The organism is Treponema sp. HNW (assembly GCF_050320395.1).
Taxonomy (GTDB): Bacteria; Spirochaetota; Spirochaetia; order Treponematales; family Treponemataceae; genus Treponema_C.
In genome coordinates, this window is the sequence record NZ_CP144459.1 from 1,149,446 (window position 1) to 1,167,765 (window position 18,320).

Sequence of the window (18,320 nt, forward strand, 5' to 3'; positions counted from 1 at the left end):
CCCCTATGAATTGAGTATTTTTTTGACTGATTCCGCTTCATCGGTATTAAAATCTTTGCATATATGTTCGTAAAATTCTTTTACATCTTTATCGCGTAGAATATATGTAACTTGTCTATTGTTCAAGGCAGTTTTTACTAATTTAGTTTTTTGCTCTATTGTCCATGTATCTATTTTCGATAATTGTGCGATAACCGAATGTGTGTTGAAAAAGCTCATACTGTCTTCAAGATTATCGATAAGAGATTCTTTGTCCTGTTCTTCCTGACTGATATTTTTTGTTTCTCCGATTTTTTCGGCTCGACATTTAAAATGAATATTTTCAATGATTTCATTCGATACGGTGCGGTCAATAATCCGTTTGATTAAAATTTCCAACTCCGAGTTTTCCGTATAATCGGCCGGTGCAAAATACTTGATTCTGTTTTCATCGAGCATTCTGAATACTTTTGATTTGTCTTGTGTATCCGCATTGTATACCCCTATTGAATGTCCGCCGTTTATGTTTACGAGTTTCATACAGGGAATATCGGTATCGCTGTCCCCGATATAAATCATATTCCTGAAGGGAACTCTATATTGGTCCGGTTTAAAATGGGCGTTAACCTTTTGATCGTTTACATCAAGCACTCCCTTTTCAATGCGGAATAAAAATTGTGTTTTATTCGTGTAATTTACGGCTTGTGCGGGCCAAACAGCTACATTATCATCGTCAAAATAGAAAGCACTTGCATAGATTTTTTTGAATTTATCTGCTACTTCCGTTCCTTCTATCATTTCTTTAAGTCCGGAAGATATAATATAGTGTTCAATAATGACATTTTTTGCAGTTCCGTATGCATTTATTCTGTCAAACCATGTGTTTACGCCGGGAAAAAGTTTTACTTTTGAACCGTATTCTTTTAATTTTTCCTTTGTGAATACGAATTTGCCTCTCGATTTTTTAGACATCAAATACATATAGGCCAGATTTTGATCCATTTCATTATCCGCAGCCAATTTGTTCGATTCCGCCCAAAAATCCTCGATTTCATAATTTATCGATTGAATATAACCTTGAGCCTGCATATCGTCAGGCGACAATGTTTTGTCAAAATCATAACAAATGGCAATAATCGGTTTATTTTCTTTCGGTTCAGATGTATAATCTTCGTTGTACATAAAATCTCCGTAAAACTTTATATAAATATAACCTTTTATCGATATATTGCCAAGCTGAAACCGGCTTTTCGCACTTATAAATACTCATTTATCGGCCTATCTCCACCGCCGAAACATCTATTTCCCCCGACATAAGTTTGGGCAAAAGAGCGTCGCGGATTTTTTCTAATTTACATATTTCGGTATAATTGTTTAAGATAATTTCATCCGTAGGAGCAACAATTCTTTCGAATGTTCTTATTTTTTCTTCAATGGGAACAAATACGGGAAGCGTATTTAATGCCTGTTTGTTGATTGCACCGAATACAGTGCCTTCTGCATTGAATATATCCAATTTTCTTTTCAAAGAAAGCATTGTATAAAGCATAAATGATTGACAACCATTTCTTGCTCTTATAGATGCAAGTCCACGTCCTATGCAACAATCTTTATGAGCAATATTTATATCTCCTACGGGAGCTCGAACACTTATTAATATATCATTTGCTTTAGCAATGCGGCTTGGTTCCGTTGTATATAGCCGTACTTTGGGAAAGCGTTGACCGAACTCCGCTCGTCCTTGAAAAAAAATTCGTCCTTGCTCCTTTTCATTGAAGCTTGACCCGTGGGGTGATTGTCCCATTGTTATCTCTGCAATATCTTCCAATCTACTTTGTGGAGAATTCTTAGGTGTATTATCCATAAACATTTTTTTATATATCGCTTTTGCCTGTTCTTCTAAATTATGATTTATCTCCTCATAATCTATAAAAACATAAATGAATAAAATAGTTCCTGCATCTTTATCGCAAACATACAAAATAATATATAGCCATAAATTATGATTTATCATCATACTATTTTCAATTATATCATCCATAACTCCTAATATCTTAGCAATTTTTTTTTGTTCTTTTATAGCTGTTGGTATACGTATGCGGATCTTTTTCATTACATTTCCGGAGACCTCTTTGAATGTAGTTCCACTTCCCATATTTTCTATTCTATCTTTATTGTTTTTCAAAAGATAATATAAAAACAATGAATCGATATTTTTATTAGGAATAATATTCTTAAATCCTTGATTGGTACATAAATGCTTTTTAGCGATAGCTATGTATCCAATAGGAGCTCTTGAAGAAAATAATACTGTATTTGGCGGAAGTAGAGTAGCAGAACAACTGTTCAAACCCCATTGAGTTATGTTTCTTGCTCCCGATTCAATATATCTATAGTTCAGGGTGGATAAATCTTTCGGAGTTATCCATGGAATAGTTCCATTATCATAATTCTTTGGATTTTTTGTTGAAGGTGTTGCTCCTCCAATAACAGTACCGATATCAGAAATAGTACATTCTTTCCATTCAGTCATATTTTTCCTACCCTATGTACTTTCTATGTGCAATTTTAACATTGCTTTGCTTTACCATTGCGTATTGCAGGGTGGTATCTATTCTTCTATGTCCTAAAAGCTGCTGGAGCTGCTCTATAGGCATCCCTTTGTCTATTGCCATTGTTGCCAAGGTTCTTCTGAACTTATGCGGGTGAACCTTCGGCATTCCCAACTGTTTTCCCAATCGTCTGAGACGTACTTCTATGCCGCCGATATGCATTCTGTTATAAGGAGATTTTAGTGATACAAAGAGGGCGGGATTTGCGTCCGTTCTGCTTTGTAAATAATCTTTGAGGTGGATCTTGGTACGCGCATCGAAATATACCATCCGCTCTTTATTGCCCTTTCCGAATACAACGCATTCGCGTTCGTTAAAGTCGATGTCGTTGCGATTGAGAAGTACCATCTCTCCGACCCTCATACCCGTTGACGCAAGCATATCAATCATTGCCAAATCCCGTTTTTCGATGCAGCTGTCACGCATAAGCTCAAGCATTTCGTCCGAGTAGGTTTCTTTTATATTGCTTGCCGTCTTTACCTTGTGGATTCTGCGCACCGGACTTTTTAAAATATAGTCTTCGTCTTCAAGCCATGAAAAAAAGCTCGATAATATTCTGCGGATATTGTCAATAGTTACCCTGCTTGATTGTTTTTTGCTTTGATAGTCGGTCAAATAGGCGCGAATATCCTCGGTTTCTATGTGTTTTATATCCTTTTGTATATTACAGAGCATAGCTTCAATAGTTGCACGGTAATATTTTAAAGATTTTTCTGAACAGCCTTCAATACGCTTTGCCGATAAAAATAAATCGATAAAATTAAGCGGTTCACTGTCGGCTGATTCGATTTTCGCCGTTATTTCATAGTCAAACAAGATATGCTCCATAACCGTTTGCAGTTTTTCCAGTTGAGCATTGTTCAAATGAGGCAGCATGGCTTGCATAACATCATTGATAAGATTGTGTTTCATCTTATTCCTCCTATTTAATACGGTTTTTAAGCCCCTGATTTGAACTGCAAACATTTTTTTCCTTTATTCATTGTTAAATACTCATTTATCGGCCTATCTCTACCGCCGAAACGTCTATCTCTCCCGACATAAGTTTGGGCAGAAGAGTGTCGCGTAGGGCAGTGAGGGTGGAGATTTCTGCTATGTTTTGAGCAATCTGCATATAGAGTCCGGTAAGTATATCATCTAACGGTTTTAAAATCCCTATATTTTGAGGAAACATTAGCGTATATTCAGATAGAGCTTTTTTGTTAAGATGTAATACAGTTGTTCCATTTACATAGCCTAAGCAATGTGCCTTAAATTTCTTAGTTTGTAATAATGCAGCGATTAAAAATTTTGAGATTTCCTTTTTAGGACATACCTTTACCAAATCCATTGAAAAAATAATATCGGTATATGCTGATTTACTCATTACCGGTTCGGCATTACCAATTACTTCCGCATTTTGCGTTAAATCGGTATGTGCGACCAATAAATCGAAAAGTTCTATATAATGTATTGGTTTAATTCTGGAAGAAGGAATAATTTCTTTATATCCATCAAGTTTAAAACCGCCATTCCGTTCAAAGTTTTTGATCGTTGCCATCGCAATATTAGAATCAGTAAGTTCAGAACTTGTATATGAGTATCCGCCTATAAAGTCTGCTATATCAGATAACTTGATTTGAGACCAATCTGAAGGTATTGAACCTTTAAATGGTATAAACTCAGACAACCATGCATTACAGAGTGTTTTGATTTGCTCCTCTAAATTATGATTTATCTGCTGATTATTTTCAATTTTTAAATCAATCGGACGTATGATTGATACGATTTTTAGCTGGTCTTCAATATTTGGAATCTCAAATTGCAATTTATTCAATGTTTCTGTACGCAAGCTGGGAATAGTTGTCCCTTCATTATACTTAGATAAATCTATGAGTAATATTTTATAATACAAGTAAAGAGGAATGACTAAGTTCGTATTTATTTCCGTATAAAATAAAGTATCTACAGTCCAAAACGGATGTTCAACATATCTTATTTTTTCAATTGACCCTTTTCTTCCAATTAAGATAGACGGTTTGTTATATAAATATTGTGTTCCGTAGCCTATTAATCCTCCTGTCCCATAGATAGGAACTGTTCCGGTCTTTGAAAATATTTTTTTTTGATTTTTACCATATTTTATGTTTACAAGCTCTTCCAGATTATATGTATTACATCTCATAGCCGATCGCCTTTAAGTTTTTACGGATTTCCGCTTCCAGTTCATGCGATTTGGAAAACAGTCCGGATAATTCCGAAGTAAGCCGTTTCATTTTATCGTCAAAGGGTTCTCCGTCATCTTCCTCTTCTTCAATACCTACATAGCGGCCGGGAGTAAGAATATAGTCCTGTTTTGCAATAGCTTCGATATCGGCGACGGCACAAAAGCCCTTTATATCTTCAGCCTTTCCCTCTTGAAAATCTGTAAAGGTTGTGCCCAGTTTTTGAATGTCCTCATCGCTGAAATCCCGATGATTTCTGTCTACCATCTGCCCCATTTTGCGGGCATCGATAAAGAGAGTTTTTCCTTTTTGTTTTTTATTTTTTGAAATGAACCACAGTGTTACCGGGATTGTAACGCTGTAAAAAAGCTGAGTAGGCAGAGCCACAATGCCTTCAATCAAGTCATCCTCGATAATTCTTTTTCTGATTTCTCCCTCGCCGCTTGTTTGGGTGGAAAGGGCTCCGTTTGCAAGAACAAGACCGATTTTTCCGTTAGGCGCAAGATGATGAATCATGTGCTGAATCCATGCATAGTTTGCATTTCCGGCAGGCGGAATGCCGTATTTCCAGCGAATGTCGTCTTTCAGTTTGTCCTGTCCCCAATTCGACAAGTTAAACGGGGGATTTGCCATAATAAAGTCGGCTTTGAGGGTAGGGTGTAAGTCGTTAAAAAAAGTGTCCGCCTGATAGGGGCCGAAGTTTACACCGATTCCGCGGATGGCCATGTTCATTTTTGCCATTTTCCATGTGTCGGCGTTGCTTTCCTGCCCGTAGACGGAAATACTGTAGCGTTTTCCTGAATGCTCCGCAAGGAATTTAACCGACTGTACGAACATACCGCCTGAACCGCAGCAAGGGTCATACACGCGGCAGTTTGAATGAGGCTTTAAAATTTCGACGATGGTTTTTACAATGCTTGCAGGTGTATAGAATTCGCCGCCTTTTTTCCCTTCGTAGGCTGCAAATTGAGCGATACAGTATTCATAGGTTCTGCCTAAAATGTCCTTGCTTTCTTCCGTTTCTTTCATATCCATATTGGTAAAAAGGTCTACCACATTGCCGAGTACCCGTTTATCCAAATCGGGACTTGCGTAGTTTTTAGGAAGAACATTTGTAAGACTTTTATTTTCACGTTCAATTTCACGCATTGCTTCATCTATAACAATGCCTATTTCGGGACTATGTGCCGCCGCGGCAATCGTTTGCCAGCGGGCTTTTTCGGGAACAAAAAAGATATTTTTTTCGGCATAGGCATCTCGGTCGTCTTCAAAGCCGTCACCTTCCGCAAGCAATTCGGTATACCGTTTATCAAATGCGTTTGAAATATACCGTAAAAAAATTAAACCGATAATCACTTTTCTGTATTCGGCAGCGGGAATGTGTCCCCATAAAACACAGGCCGCTTCCCAAATTTGTTTTTCAAAACCTATATTCGCATTGTTTTTTGCCATTCAATAAGTCCTTTTTTCAATTCAGAGTGCACCCCAGTATAACACACCGAAGCTTTTATTTATAGTCCCGATTTGTGTGATAATCGTGAGCTGCATAACCGCTTGTGAGGAATTACTATTTACAAGTCAGCCTATACTTTTTGACAAAAAAAGATTGACAGGTAATATAAAATATATTACTATGCGAATATGGAATATACGGTAGTTATGCCTAAAAAACTGGATAAAACAATACGTCTTATGCCCGAAAAAGCTCAAGATGTTTTGCACAATCTGATTTTAGACATAAAAAAAATCAGGCCCTGTCCGGCCCAAATATCATAACTATTGCAAATTGGAAGCAAACATCTATCACTGCCATTTACTCTATAAATGGGTAGCGGTATGGAGATGCGAAAAAAATAAACTCATAGTGGAGGTTGAATATGTTGGCAGTCGTGAAAACGCCCCATACTAATTTTACCGTATCAGGTGATATTCCTGAAAATATTTTAAACATATTAAAAACGCAATATAAAAAGCATCTTATCCTCGAAGATGAAAAAGATGAATATGTTGAAGTTTCAACTATGGACTGGTATAAAAAAGCTGAAAAAAGGCAGACACCGGCTAAAACCTTGCGCTTTTACCGAACCCTCAATAAGCTTACGCAAGCACAACTGGCTGAAAAAATCGGTACAACAAAACAATTCATATCAAACATGGAAACAGGTCAAAAACCTATAAGCCGAAAAACCGCCTATCTGCTTTCCGAAATCTTCGACATAGACGCGGGACGGTTTGTATAGCTTATATAAAAAAGCCGCAAGCCTACAAAATAAAAAAAGACCTGTAAGCATTGCCTACAGGTCTTTTGGGCGCTGACGGGATCGAACCGCCGACATTTTGGGTATGCGTCATATCTATAACGGGCTTGACCGCATAATAGAGCTTAATCCCGACATTATCAAAGTCTATGATGAGCTGTTTACCGAAAGCCGCTTTCGTTTTAAGCAGGACGAATTTGAAAAAATTATTGATAATATTGCAGTGCTTAAAGATGAAACAGTCAAATTTAAATCATCGCATATCTATCTTGGGATGACTCCTCCCATTTATCAGGAACTGGGCTTTGAACGGCTTCCCGTAATGATCACGGCTAAGCACATAAAAACGGCTATGATGGAAACGGGAAACAACCCTCATATTAACTACCACGGTATTACTCCTGAGATAGTAAAACAAATACCCGACGCTATAAAAAAACCGGTAATAATTATGCAGTCTCAAAAAGCCGAATATGCTAAAGATATAATTGCGGTTCTTCAATTTAAAGATAAAAAAAATAGACCCGTTTTTATTCCTTTTTCTCCTAATAAAAAAGGATATTTGAATCATGTGGAAATTGATATAAATTTAGCAAAAACTATTTATGGAAGAACGGGATTCAAAAACTTTTTAAAAAAGGCTATTGACGAGAATAGAATCCTGTATATCAATAAAAAAAGCCGAGCACTTACAATCCCGGAGATACAATTTCTCCGCAACCATAAGTCCCAGCTTTTCTATGATAATATAGCACGTTATCAGGAAATTGTCAAACAAAAACATCCCGATTTTGCACAATTATATCAACACAATATACAGTCGGAGGATATTGAGATACTACGGAAACAGTTAGAAAAAATTGATGCGGAGTATGAAAAAAAACTGGAAAAAGCGGAGAAAAAAGCGGACAAAGTATATGAACAATGGTGGAAGGAACATCATACCGATAAAAATGCCGTATGGGATGAAAAAAAGGACGAGGCTGTACATAAAATCGTAACGGAATGGCAGAAGAAAGCCGATATGCTGAGAACTGAACTGGAATTGGCAACTATAAAAAAAAGATATGTTGAAACAGATAAGTATCTAAAAGCGCCGAACGGTCGCGACACAAACTTGGATGAACGCCAATGGTTGGAGGTTCGAACCAAAAGCTTTAAACGCTGGTTCGGGGACTGGGAACACAATCCGGACCAGGCAAGTAAAGTGCTGGATGAAAACGGTGAGCCGTTGGTTACATATCACGGTACTATTCGTCACAAAGAGCGATTTACGGAATTTAATACCACTAATGCTCCTGCATGGGTTAGTAAAGATAAAGACTATGCAAAACTTTATTACAGCGAAAAAAAATTTTATGAAAAAGGTGATTTGTATCATACATATGTAAATATTAGAAACCCACTGGATGTCGGTCATATTAATCGTGGTGGTACTATGCAATATGAATATTTAGCAAAGTTGTTAAATATGGAGGAGGAAAAAATAAAAGAAATATTACCCAACAATGCTTTATGGATCTACCAACTGACCAATACAAAAGAATTTATGAATTTATTACAAGAAAAAGGATACGATGGAATTAAAGCACAAGAAAATAAAGCAACGACATTCGCAGCATTTGAATCAAATCAAATAAAATCTGCAACCGAGAATGTTGGAAGCTTCGATGTAACCAATAACAGTATCCTTTTTCAAAAATCATCGTATTATTCGAAATCGACACAAAAGGAAAAACGGGAACTGGAAATTGCTCAAATCGCCGATTATTTTGTAAAAGCGATTGAAAATAATACCGCACCGTGGATGAAACCGTGGAAAGCAAGCGAATATATTAACGATTTTAATCCGGTTACCAAAACGACGTACAGCGGTATCAATTCCGTTCTTCTGCCGCTTATACGGGAATTTAAATTTCATTCCGCTGATCCCCGCTGGTACACTTTTAATAATGCAAAAGAAGAAGGATACATGGTAAAAAAAGGAGAACAGGCAAACTCGGTCATTTTTTTTAACACTATTCCTATCGGTAAAGACGGTAAAGCTTTGGAAATCGATGAAAAAGGAGAACCCGTCGGAGAAGCAGTCAAATTTATTCCGAACCTGAAATTATATAAGGTATTCCACGCATCCCAACTCGGTGTCCCGCAGTTCGATAAAGACGGAGTGCTGTTGCGGGATGAAAAAGGTTCGATAATAACCGAACCGATACAAGCGTTCGAACCTCCCAAAATCGAAACCATTGATTTCAAACCGATTGAAGCGGCCGAACGTATTATAAAACAGTCGGGAGCATTGATACATCATGACAAGAGGGATAGCAGTTTTTACAATCCTGCTACCGACAGTATACATTTATGTCCGAAAGAACAGTATCTGAGTGAAGCCGGTTATTACGGAACCGCCTTACATGAACTGACACACTGGACTGGAAGTTCACAACGCCTTGACCGCAGTTTGGACACATACGGTTTAAAAAAAGAAAACCGTGCACGGGAGGAATTGATTGCGGAAATCGGCTCTTACGCTTTATGTAAAGATTTAAAGCTTGATTTTAATCCGCAAAATAATGTTGCGTATGTACAAAGCTGGTGCCGATTGCTGCAGGATAAACCCGATGAAATCATCAAAGCCTCTCGGGAAGCCATTAAAGCAAAAGATTTTATTCGGGAGTTTGAGCGCGGTATGAAACAAGAGCAAAAATTTAATAGCGTTCCCAAAAAAGAAGAAAAACAATATCAATTTAATTTTTCATCTGAGACAAAGCCCTGTTATAATCCTGCAAGCGGAAAAATCTATACATCATCGGATTTTAAAAATCATTTACAGGCAATTAAATCCGATGATAAGCGTTATCTGCAGCAAAATGAAATAGAAAAACTGGGATTGCGTATAAGAGAAAATGCTCGTCCGATATTATTGAAGAGTGAAACCTCGAAAAACGGCAAAACAATATATAATTATGAACTCTTATACAATGGAAAAGATATTGCAGGTCTTCCTCCCGTTATCGATCGGCCGGTTACAAAAGTTCAGGCTGTACAGCGGAATCGCAGCCCTTCAATTAAACGTGAAAACGATTACGGTATGGAACTCGGCTAAATAGCTACAAAAAGAACTTGACTATTTTTAATAATTGTAATACAATTATTAAAAAGGGACATTTGTAATATCAGATGATAGCCCCTGTATGGATGGTTTTGGAGGTATTTATGGAGACTGCTACGGCTAATGTTAGAAATTCTAAGGTTTTGAGCGTAAGCTTTCGACCTGAACTCTTTAATAAAATCAATTCTTACTGTGCGGAGCGTGGTTGTTCTCGTTCTTGGTTTGTAAGCAAGGCAGCCGAGCTTTACTTGAATGAGTGTCTTGAAGATAAGATTGATTATGAAACTGCTGTTGCCGCTTTTGAACGTTTTGAAAAAAGTGGTAAGCCCGGAATCTTGCTTGAAGATTTGAGAGAGAAACTGGGTGTATGAAAGTTATTTTTTCTGAAGAAGCGGAAAAGCAGATTACGAAACTTGACAAGCCTATCCAAAAGCGAATTTTTGATTATATGACTGATGTTGCCAACCTGTCGAATCCACGAGACCGAGGAAAAATGCTTGTTGGAAATTTGTTCGGTTATTGGAGATACAGAGTTGGTGATTACAGAGTTCTGTGTAAGATTCAGGACCAAGAACTTGTTGTTTATGTTGTTGAGGTAGGGCACAGGCGAGCGGTTTATGACAACAAGTAGTTTGCTTGAAACATTCAAAAACAATCTTCCTCACAAACCTCACTGCGACAAAAACTATTCGGAGTCGATTTGCAAAAATCCGTTCAATACGGTTGAAGAAGATGATAACGAATCGTATGTCGAAATAACCCAAACCGATTGGTATAAAAATATTGTAAAGAATCGGACACCGCAAAAAGCCTTGCGCTTGTTTCGTTATCGTGATAATTTAACACAAGCAGCGTTGGGAAAAAAATTGGGAATCCCTGCCCAGCATGTTTCGGGAATGGAAAACGGCCGCCGGACAATCAGTCCCCGCATGGCGCGGAAACTGGCGGATATTTTCGGCACAAGGTATCAAAACTTTTTATAAAGGAGATTTTAATGAAAAAAATTATCTCATTAGTGCTTGCAGTAATCGGTATGTTGCTTTTGTTGGTTGCCTGTCCCAATACGGCCGGGGGAAATCCGGGAGGCGGAACGCCTCCGGGAGAAATCGATTATCTTGCGCGCCTTATCGGCACATGGCAAACTCCGGGATATGATGAAGGGGCATTTATTGAGTTTACTCACCCTACCGATTCGAATCAGCACTGTAAGTTTAAAGCTCAATGGATATTTACTGCTACAACGTATGCAATATCTAATGAAATTAAAGAATCGACAATTACAGGCATGCCTAATGGAGTTGAAAACGATCCTCCTAAACCCTTATACGGCGTAGATGCCAACAATTATTATACGAGTGAAAAATTAAACAACGGTTCTCCGCATGATGGGCATCCGATAAGTTATGAAATAAAAAATAATGCTTTATATATACTTGGAGCCGGTCCCCTGTATAAAAAATAAACAACAAAGGGGGCTTATCAAATGACAAGCCCCCTTTTTATTTTACTGTTGATTATATGGGCAATTTCTTATTTCGGTATAAACCGGTATTGTTATTTTTTTATCTCTACCGTTATGGCGGTAAGACAACACCAAATTATCGGTATGAACCGAGGATACAACTGTTTTATCGATTGAGTTTACCTTCTTCGCCCACCTGTTTATTTGTACGGCAGGATATGAGTCATACGATGCATAATTTTCTGTTGAAGTGGGACCTGTGGGGCCATGAGCCCACAATCTAATGGCAGGAGCATACCAATCGGTATTTCTTTCAAAGTCTGTTATCTTTACTCGCTGTGGACTCTCAAACATTTGTGTTTTTAAAGTTACTCCCGGTAAAGCCCCGGATATAGCAAGATGTATAGTGCTATCTCGTCCATGATTCATAGCTACAAAAGGATAAAAATAATGGGTACTCCATTCTTTGCCATGGGTGGTCCATGTTGGGCTTGATCGACGACGTTTCCATGTTATAACACTCCGATTTCCTTGACATTCAAACCAGCAATCTCTATCTACAAGATAGACCTGTTCGACGGTATCCTTTGGATGCACCAGTTTATATGTATTTTCTCCTACCCCGGCTTTGACGGTTATAGGACTTGTTGAATCCTTATGTACAATTACCGGCGGGCTGAACGACCAATCGGCATTCAGCTCCTGCGCACCGAAACCGAGTTCCACCTCTTCTCCGTCCCCGATGATAAGAATTCCGGTTGTTTCATCATAACGGCTGAAAGAGCCGGTTTTTGAGATAATCGACGGGCGGATGTTTAAGTTCTGGTAGTGGAAATACAATTTACATTCCCGGATCATATTCGGGAACGGCTGTTCCGGACTTACGTTCGTATTAAATGCCGTAACCCTCAGCGTTGTATCTCCTTCCCCGGTGGGAGTAAGTACAATCTGCCTCTTTGCCGTATCGACATAAACATCGGCAACACCGTCGCTTGTCATAAAGGTTTCGATACGTGCATTTTCCGGATGCACCTCATACGGGATGATAAACTTATCGGGATTATTCGGATCATAGCGCGGCTCACTCTTAATTTGCGATTTACCTAAAGTAAGCTTGTAGTCCCAAGCAGTCGTGATACTCAAGTTAGCCCGCATGCTGTTGGAAATTCCTGACAGATTCGTTACGGCAAGACCTCCCATAGGATTTTCTTTTATGCCGGTAATACGCACAACCTTTGCGGCTGTATCTACCTGATAGGTAATGTATTCGTTTGTATTTACAAACCATTGTATGTTGGCATCATCCGGCACAAGGGTATATTTCACCGTCTTTGTTTGTCCCGGCTGTACCCGCAGCGTTTGTGTGTCAAAAGAAAATTGACGGCTTGCCGTTACCACAACATCGCAGCTTGCTTTTCCTCCGTTCCATTCGGCTGATACCTTTGTACGTCCTGAAGCAAGTCCGTAAATTGCAACGGTTTTGCCCGAACCGAGTATACTTACAATATCAAGATTATTAACCTTATCGGCTGACCAGGTAATATTGCCGTAATCCGCAGCCGTACCGTTATCGATTGTTGCGGTAATCTCGATTGTTTTGCCGGTTTCAAGTGCCATATAACTTTTATTAAGGGATATGCCCTGATCACTTCCGGTTACTTCAATGTAAATAGAGAAAACCGTATCGGTTTTTTCATGGGTGATTTTAAGCGTCGTTTCTCCGGGTTTTAAGGGCTTTAACAGTACCGTAGACCCTGTCGTACCGACAAGCTTTACGATTGCAGGATTATCGACCGCCCATTGCAGATTATACTGATCCGTCGGTAAGACATCTTGACCTACAAGCTGTGCGGTAACGGAGCGTTGATTATCGGTTACTTTAAAGCTTAATACATTCGTACTTGAAGTTATATGCGGTAATGTTTGTGCCGCAGCTTGTTTGACGTACACAAGCATATCCGATTTTGCTCCGGACGGGCTTGTTGCCGTAACTGTTGCCGTACCCGGCGCAACGGCGGTAAGTTGTGCAACCTTATTCGTACCGCCGATAGTAACAATTCGCGGGTTATCCGTTGTATATACGATTTTTCCGCTGTAATCGTTTTCCATTGCCGGAACTTTCATCGAAACAAATTGCGTATCGCCTTCGGTCATCGTAAGATTGGTCATCGAAAACTCAAATTTCGAGTACTCGGTAACGCGCACGGTTAACTCTCCATCGAGAGCCTTCGGATGCGTTATTGTAATTTTTGCCGTTCCCTCGGCTCTCGGTTTTATCACGGCCGTATTTGCCGTTGCGGTAAGGTCGATAACATTATAATTGTCCGCATACCACTTAAAGCCGTACATATCTTCGGGTTTACCTCCGACCAGTGTTGCCGTTACGGTTTGTTCCGAATCCGCAGGCTTTAAGGATAAGATGTTTGCAGGACTTGTTTTAATGTATAGTGCAGGCCCCGTGATAACCTTATCTACGACAACTTTTATCGGGTACGGATATTGTGCTTTCGGGTGTTGTACGGTAATCAACGCATCTCCCGGGGCAAGACCGCGTACCACCGCATTTTGACCGTTGGCAACCATACTGATGATATCTGCACGGTCAAATGACCACGTAAAATCACTGTTATCTGCGAGGGTACCGCCCATGAGATTAACGTTTATTGATTTTGCGGCTCCTCCTGCTGTAAGGGGTACAATATTCTGATTGTTCGTTATGAACGGATGGTCTGCGGCATCCGGCACATCTTCTTGCACTTCCACGGTGATTTCCAAAGGATAGGTACAGCCGGTATGCCTGACTTCAATATGTGCAATCCCCTCATTAAGCGCTTTGAAGATTGCCTGATGACCGCTTGAGATAACCTGTACAACCCCCGGATTGTCTTTGACCGCCCATGCATAGGTTCCTGCATTATCCTGCGGAGCATTGGCAACTCTCACTTGTACGTTTTGTTGACTGCCTTTTCGTAATACAACAACGTTTTGACTTGTGGTAAGGAACGGCATTGTTGCAAGCTCATCGGCACTGTTACCGACCAAGACGAGAACCTTCTTGTCCATGTTCGGCGCTTCCGGGTGCGATACCGTAAGCTGTGCCTGCCCGGGGGATTTCGGGACGACAAAACAGGAGTTTTGCAAGGGAGTAATTTCCGCAATTGCAGGATTATCGAGTTGCCAGGTAAAATTCTTATTGACCGACGATGAGTTTTCAAGATGAGCATTGATTTTTTGACCGCTTCCGCCGTTTACCAGACCGATTACATCTTGGCTGACCTCTACATACGGCGTCTTAATGCTTGGGCTTATGTACTGATTTCCGACTCGGACGGTAATAAACAATTCGTTTTCGGATTCAGGATGAGCAACTTTTATTTTCGTTTCCCCTTCGCCAACAGATGTTACCGTTGCTTTATTGCCGTTCTGCACGACCGAACACACTGTAGTATCAAAACCGGTCCAAGTGATGGCGCTATATTTTTCGGGGGGCAATTTGACCGGCGTTACATTTATTATTTGCGTTTCATTTGCGTTTGTAAATTGCACGACGTTTCGTCCGGTAGTCAAATAAGTCGGAGAGGGAATAACTCCCAAATCGGTACCGGCGGGAAATACGGTTATTTGAAATTCAACCGGCTTTATACATTGAGGATGACGCGCCGTAACGGTTGCCGTGCCGGCAGAAAGACCTTTTATAACACATTCGGCATTCGTTGTTCCCGTTTCAATAGATAGGGAGGTTGGATTGGAATTATGCCATTGAATATTACCGATTTCCGTTGCATCCAAACCGATAGTATATACATACAGGTATTCTGCTTCCCCGTTTGCCACAACATTATATTGATTTTTTGACGTGTACAGCACTTTTTTTGCTTCAAGTTCTTCTTGTGTGGCTGCCGTATATACCAGTATTTTCTTCGGATGTTGTGCTTTCGGGTGCGATATACTCACAAACGATTCACCGACACCTGTTGCCGTAAGATTCGCCGAAACTCCGTTGACAGCCGAAAGATTCACCACATTGCTATTTTCATTTTGCCAGTCAAGCTGTTGTTCATCTCCTATAACTGTATTTCCGGTAAGTGTTACAACCGTTTTACGGGATTCGCCGACTACAATACCGATCACATCCTGTCCCAAGATATGCAAAGGCGCATCAAGTAATGCTGTTTCCGGTAAAACTGTAACCAGAACTTCTCTCGGGACTACTATCTTCGGGTGCGATATACTGATAACCGCCGTTCCTTCTTTTTTAGGTTTGATATATGCTTTTCCATCGGTATAACTGGAGAACACAGATCGTGCATAAGCAACAATCCCATGCGTCGTATTAAGCTCTATGATACTGCGGTTGTTCACAGTCCATTTAAATTGTGCTTCATCGCCCGGTTCTCCTCCGGCAAGCGAGATATTTAATGTCGTGTCGGCAGCTCCTACTTTGGTACGAATATAGTCTTGACTTGTGGTTATATACATGCCGCCGTCAATAGACCCGGCCGGATGATTTTGCACAAATACAAGAATTTCCCTGGGATATTTTGCTAAAGGATGTGTTACGGTAATTTTACCGGTACCGTTTGATTTTCCCTGTACACCGCAAGAGTTTTGAAACGGCGATAATTCCAATAGAGTATCGTCTTCGGTAGACCATATGAATTCACCTATATCAAAATCACCTTCGGCTCCCGTTAATTGCGCCGTAACGGATTGAGGCGCGGTTCCTTCAAGAGTAAGTTTTGTTACCGACGGTTCGATGATGACATTCTTTACAATTGTTACTACCTTGCATCGTATAAGATACGGATATTGTGCTTTCGGGTGCGATACCTGCACAAAGGCCGTACCGCTTTTAACGGGAGTTATAACACAATTTTTCCCGTTCGCCAAAATCGATATACAAGATGCATCAGATTCGGCATTATTTAAGACAGACCACCGGAAGAACGGATTATCGCTTTCCTCACCGTTTATAAGGTTAACTAGTGCCATTTTATCGCCGGCATTACGGTCAAGCACCATAATGTTCTGATTATTGGTTATATATACGGCCTTTTCCGCATCGGGTTTGACAAATACCAGAAATGTATATGGATACGTGGCAAGAGGATGCGTTACCGTAACTTGTGCAATACCGTTTTCCTTAGCTGTTATGTATGCGCTTTGTCCGCTTCCTTCAAGCGAGGCAATATTTGACTTATCGATACTCCATTGAAATGCGGCCATATCGGCAGCACTTCCGCCTTTTAATGCGACTTGAACCCGCTTCGATACTCCCTGTTCCAATTCCAATGCGATAGTAGTGGAGTTTATTTGAGGGGAATTTTCGACGGTCGGATCAACTCCGGTAACCGATATAACACAGGCGGTCGATATACCGTTATCGGCAATGGCTTTCAGTATAACATTGCCGTTTCGCTTACCGGTAACCGAGACACCGGAGCGGTCTCCTTCAACCGATATAATATCCGGAATATTTGTTGAGTAAGAAACAGAGCCGCCTGCATTTGAGGGGCTTACCGTCAAGGGTATATATTCCATCCCCCCGATACCGAGTGATACGGATGAGCGGCCGAAGCGCAAAGCGGTTATTGGAACAGAACCGTTTTGTGATTTTTCTTGTACTTCTTTCGGGTCAAGAAACAGAGAACAACCGGCAATTATCGAAAGTAAGATACCTATAATTATATAGCTATATTTTTTCATTGAAATCTCCTATAAAAAATTGTAGGGAATATAAGTTTCCCGGTTTAATAAAAGTGAACCTCCTTTCCATACCGATTGTTTCGTATGGGAAATTTAAATATTGTTTGTTTTATGCTCTTGTGTATTCATAATTTACTCCCGCTCCATTTCGGCTGTACGTTCGTGCTGTTTTTGCTTTGTTTTCTGTACTGTACGGGTTTGATCGCGTTCCAATTGTTTTCCGGGAGCACAAAGTCTGTCCTTTGTTACTTCACTTTGATATACGGTTCTCAGCAGTGTATCCGTTGTCATTTTTGTATGCTTAAAATTGTTGAGTTGTTCCGCGTTGAGTACCGGTCTGTAGGGAATATGCAATTCTTGTGCAAGCCTATATTGGGTTATACCTGTTGCCAATGCACTCATCTCTTTGGGCACCGAACGGACTACTTCGTTTAGAAGTTTATCCGTAATCGATCTTATATCTTTCATCCCTGTATTTTGCATAATGTTTAATGCCTTTGCTGCGATAATCTGTTTACCGATAACGAATTCTTTGTCATGTGAAAGCACATAATTTTGCAGCTGTTCGGCATTATACATAAAATAGTATCTCTGACGAGGTTTTTGTCCGTTAAAACGCTCCCCCGTTGCAGGGTGTACGTTTACCGGAGGGGTATATTTATTAACGTAGGCAATAGGAGTTGCAATCTCGTTAGGTTTTACCTTTATGTTTAATGTTTTTAATTCATGTAAAGAAAGCCAACGCGAGTCCTTATATCCTTTTTGTGCGGCGCGCATTTCAAGAATAATTGAATTTATACCGCCGAATATGACACCGCTATTCGGATTATATGCAAGACCGCGTTCCGGTAATCCTTCTTTCATCCATGGGGCTTTTGCATTAAGCGTTATATCGGTATATAGCCTTGAAAAACATTTATAAAAATCTTCATCCCGATAATTTTTTTCTGCAGCAGATGTTTCCATAATCTCCCTCTTTTAGTTTGTTTT

At 39.8% G+C, this 18,320-nt stretch carries 14 protein-coding genes; 7 read left to right on the forward strand and 7 right to left on the reverse strand.

Features of this window, described 5'->3' with window-relative positions:
* Nucleotides 1-3: 3 nt before the first annotated feature.
* The 5 genes from V1L52_RS05390 to V1L52_RS05410 form a co-directional block, all read right to left on the reverse strand.
* Nucleotides 4-1,161 carry an HAD family hydrolase gene (locus V1L52_RS05390; RefSeq protein ID WP_428771372.1) on the reverse strand — a complete coding sequence of 386 codons (1,158 nt, stop codon included), beginning with the start codon at nt 1,159-1,161 and terminating at the stop codon, nt 4-6.
* 88 nt (nt 1,162-1,249) lie between these two features.
* The gene (locus tag V1L52_RS05395; RefSeq protein WP_428771374.1) at nt 1,250-2,512 is read right to left on the reverse strand and encodes a restriction endonuclease subunit S; all 1,263 of its coding nucleotides are present in this window, start codon (nt 2,510-2,512) and stop codon (nt 1,250-1,252) included.
* A gap of 7 nt (nt 2,513-2,519) precedes the next feature.
* Nucleotides 2,520-3,503, reverse strand: a complete 984-nt coding sequence (gene xerA, locus V1L52_RS05400) for a site-specific tyrosine recombinase/integron integrase (protein WP_428771376.1) — start codon at nt 3,501-3,503, stop codon at nt 2,520-2,522.
* An 85-nt stretch (nt 3,504-3,588) separates the two neighbouring features.
* Nucleotides 3,589-4,755: a restriction endonuclease subunit S gene (locus V1L52_RS05405; protein ID WP_428771378.1), complete on the reverse strand. Its 1,167-nt coding sequence runs from the start codon at nt 4,753-4,755 to the stop codon at nt 3,589-3,591.
* The gene (locus V1L52_RS05410) at nt 4,745-6,247 is read right to left on the reverse strand and encodes an N-6 DNA methylase (protein WP_428771380.1); all 1,503 of its coding nucleotides are present in this window, start codon (nt 6,245-6,247) and stop codon (nt 4,745-4,747) included. The genes V1L52_RS05405 and V1L52_RS05410 overlap by 11 nt, the downstream gene beginning before the upstream one ends.
* A gap of 189 nt (nt 6,248-6,436) precedes the next feature.
* Between V1L52_RS05410 and V1L52_RS05415 the strand changes: the two genes are divergently transcribed.
* The 7 genes from V1L52_RS05415 (at nt 6,437) to V1L52_RS05445 (ending at nt 11,624) form a co-directional block, all read left to right on the forward strand.
* Nucleotides 6,437-6,571: a hypothetical protein gene (locus V1L52_RS05415; protein WP_428771382.1), complete on the forward strand. Its 135-nt coding sequence runs from the start codon at nt 6,437-6,439 to the stop codon at nt 6,569-6,571.
* Nucleotides 6,572-6,672: 101 nt separating this feature from the next.
* Nucleotides 6,673-7,035 (forward strand): helix-turn-helix domain-containing protein, encoded by a 363-nt coding sequence (locus tag V1L52_RS05420; RefSeq protein ID WP_428771384.1) that lies wholly within the window; start codon nt 6,673-6,675, stop codon nt 7,033-7,035.
* A gap of 103 nt (nt 7,036-7,138) precedes the next feature.
* The gene (locus V1L52_RS05425) at nt 7,139-10,156 is read left to right on the forward strand and encodes a zincin-like metallopeptidase domain-containing protein (RefSeq protein ID WP_428771386.1); all 3,018 of its coding nucleotides are present in this window, start codon (nt 7,139-7,141) and stop codon (nt 10,154-10,156) included.
* A 110-nt stretch (nt 10,157-10,266) separates the two neighbouring features.
* Nucleotides 10,267-10,533: a DUF6290 family protein gene (locus V1L52_RS05430; protein WP_428771388.1), complete on the forward strand. Its 267-nt coding sequence runs from the start codon at nt 10,267-10,269 to the stop codon at nt 10,531-10,533.
* The gene (locus tag V1L52_RS05435) at nt 10,530-10,793 is read left to right on the forward strand and encodes a type II toxin-antitoxin system RelE family toxin (protein ID WP_428771390.1); all 264 of its coding nucleotides are present in this window, start codon (nt 10,530-10,532) and stop codon (nt 10,791-10,793) included. Before V1L52_RS05430 ends, V1L52_RS05435 begins: the two co-directional genes overlap by 4 nt.
* Nucleotides 10,780-11,145, forward strand: coding sequence for a helix-turn-helix transcriptional regulator (locus V1L52_RS05440; protein ID WP_428771392.1), 366 nt, complete (start codon nt 10,780-10,782; stop codon nt 11,143-11,145). Before V1L52_RS05435 ends, V1L52_RS05440 begins: the two co-directional genes overlap by 14 nt.
* Nucleotides 11,146-11,156: 11 nt before the next feature.
* Nucleotides 11,157-11,624, forward strand: a complete 468-nt coding sequence (locus V1L52_RS05445) for a hypothetical protein (RefSeq protein ID WP_428771394.1) — start codon at nt 11,157-11,159, stop codon at nt 11,622-11,624.
* Between the two features lie 42 nt (nt 11,625-11,666).
* Here V1L52_RS05445 and V1L52_RS05450 read toward each other — a convergent pair whose 3' ends face one another.
* A complete protein-coding gene (locus V1L52_RS05450) occupies nt 11,667-17,330 on the reverse strand; it encodes an Ig-like domain-containing protein (RefSeq protein ID WP_428771396.1) in 5,664 nt (1,887 codons plus the stop codon).
* A gap of 132 nt (nt 17,331-17,462) precedes the next feature.
* The gene (locus V1L52_RS05455) at nt 17,463-18,296 is read right to left on the reverse strand and encodes an ArdC-like ssDNA-binding domain-containing protein (RefSeq protein ID WP_428771398.1); all 834 of its coding nucleotides are present in this window, start codon (nt 18,294-18,296) and stop codon (nt 17,463-17,465) included.
* Between the last annotated feature and the right edge of the window lie 24 nt (nt 18,297-18,320).

Excerpts from the sequence above, each read along its gene's own strand:
- V1L52_RS05420 (WP_428771384.1), top strand. The coding sequence starts at position 6,673 with ATGTTGGCAGTCGTGAAAACGCCCCATACTAATTTTACCGTATCAGGT.
- V1L52_RS05430 (WP_428771388.1), top strand. The coding sequence starts at position 10,267 with ATGGAGACTGCTACGGCTAATGTTAGAAATTCTAAGGTTTTGAGCGTA.
- V1L52_RS05425 (WP_428771386.1), top strand. The coding sequence starts at position 7,139 with ATGCGTCATATCTATAACGGGCTTGACCGCATAATAGAGCTTAATCCC.
- V1L52_RS05450 (WP_428771396.1), bottom strand. The coding sequence starts at position 17,330 with ATGAAAAAATATAGCTATATAATTATAGGTATCTTACTTTCGATAATT.
- V1L52_RS05455 (WP_428771398.1), bottom strand. The coding sequence starts at position 18,296 with ATGGAAACATCTGCTGCAGAAAAAAATTATCGGGATGAAGATTTTTAT.
- xerA (WP_428771376.1), bottom strand. The coding sequence starts at position 3,503 with ATGAAACACAATCTTATCAATGATGTTATGCAAGCCATGCTGCCTCAT.
- V1L52_RS05440 (WP_428771392.1), top strand. The coding sequence starts at position 10,780 with ATGACAACAAGTAGTTTGCTTGAAACATTCAAAAACAATCTTCCTCAC.
- V1L52_RS05405 (WP_428771378.1), bottom strand. The coding sequence starts at position 4,755 with ATGAGATGTAATACATATAATCTGGAAGAGCTTGTAAACATAAAATAT.
- V1L52_RS05410 (WP_428771380.1), bottom strand. The coding sequence starts at position 6,247 with ATGGCAAAAAACAATGCGAATATAGGTTTTGAAAAACAAATTTGGGAA.
- V1L52_RS05390 (WP_428771372.1), bottom strand. The coding sequence starts at position 1,161 with ATGTACAACGAAGATTATACATCTGAACCGAAAGAAAATAAACCGATT.
- V1L52_RS05435 (WP_428771390.1), top strand. The coding sequence starts at position 10,530 with ATGAAAGTTATTTTTTCTGAAGAAGCGGAAAAGCAGATTACGAAACTT.
- V1L52_RS05395 (WP_428771374.1), bottom strand. The coding sequence starts at position 2,512 with ATGACTGAATGGAAAGAATGTACTATTTCTGATATCGGTACTGTTATT.
- V1L52_RS05415 (WP_428771382.1), top strand. The coding sequence starts at position 6,437 with ATGGAATATACGGTAGTTATGCCTAAAAAACTGGATAAAACAATACGT.
- V1L52_RS05445 (WP_428771394.1), top strand. The coding sequence starts at position 11,157 with ATGAAAAAAATTATCTCATTAGTGCTTGCAGTAATCGGTATGTTGCTT.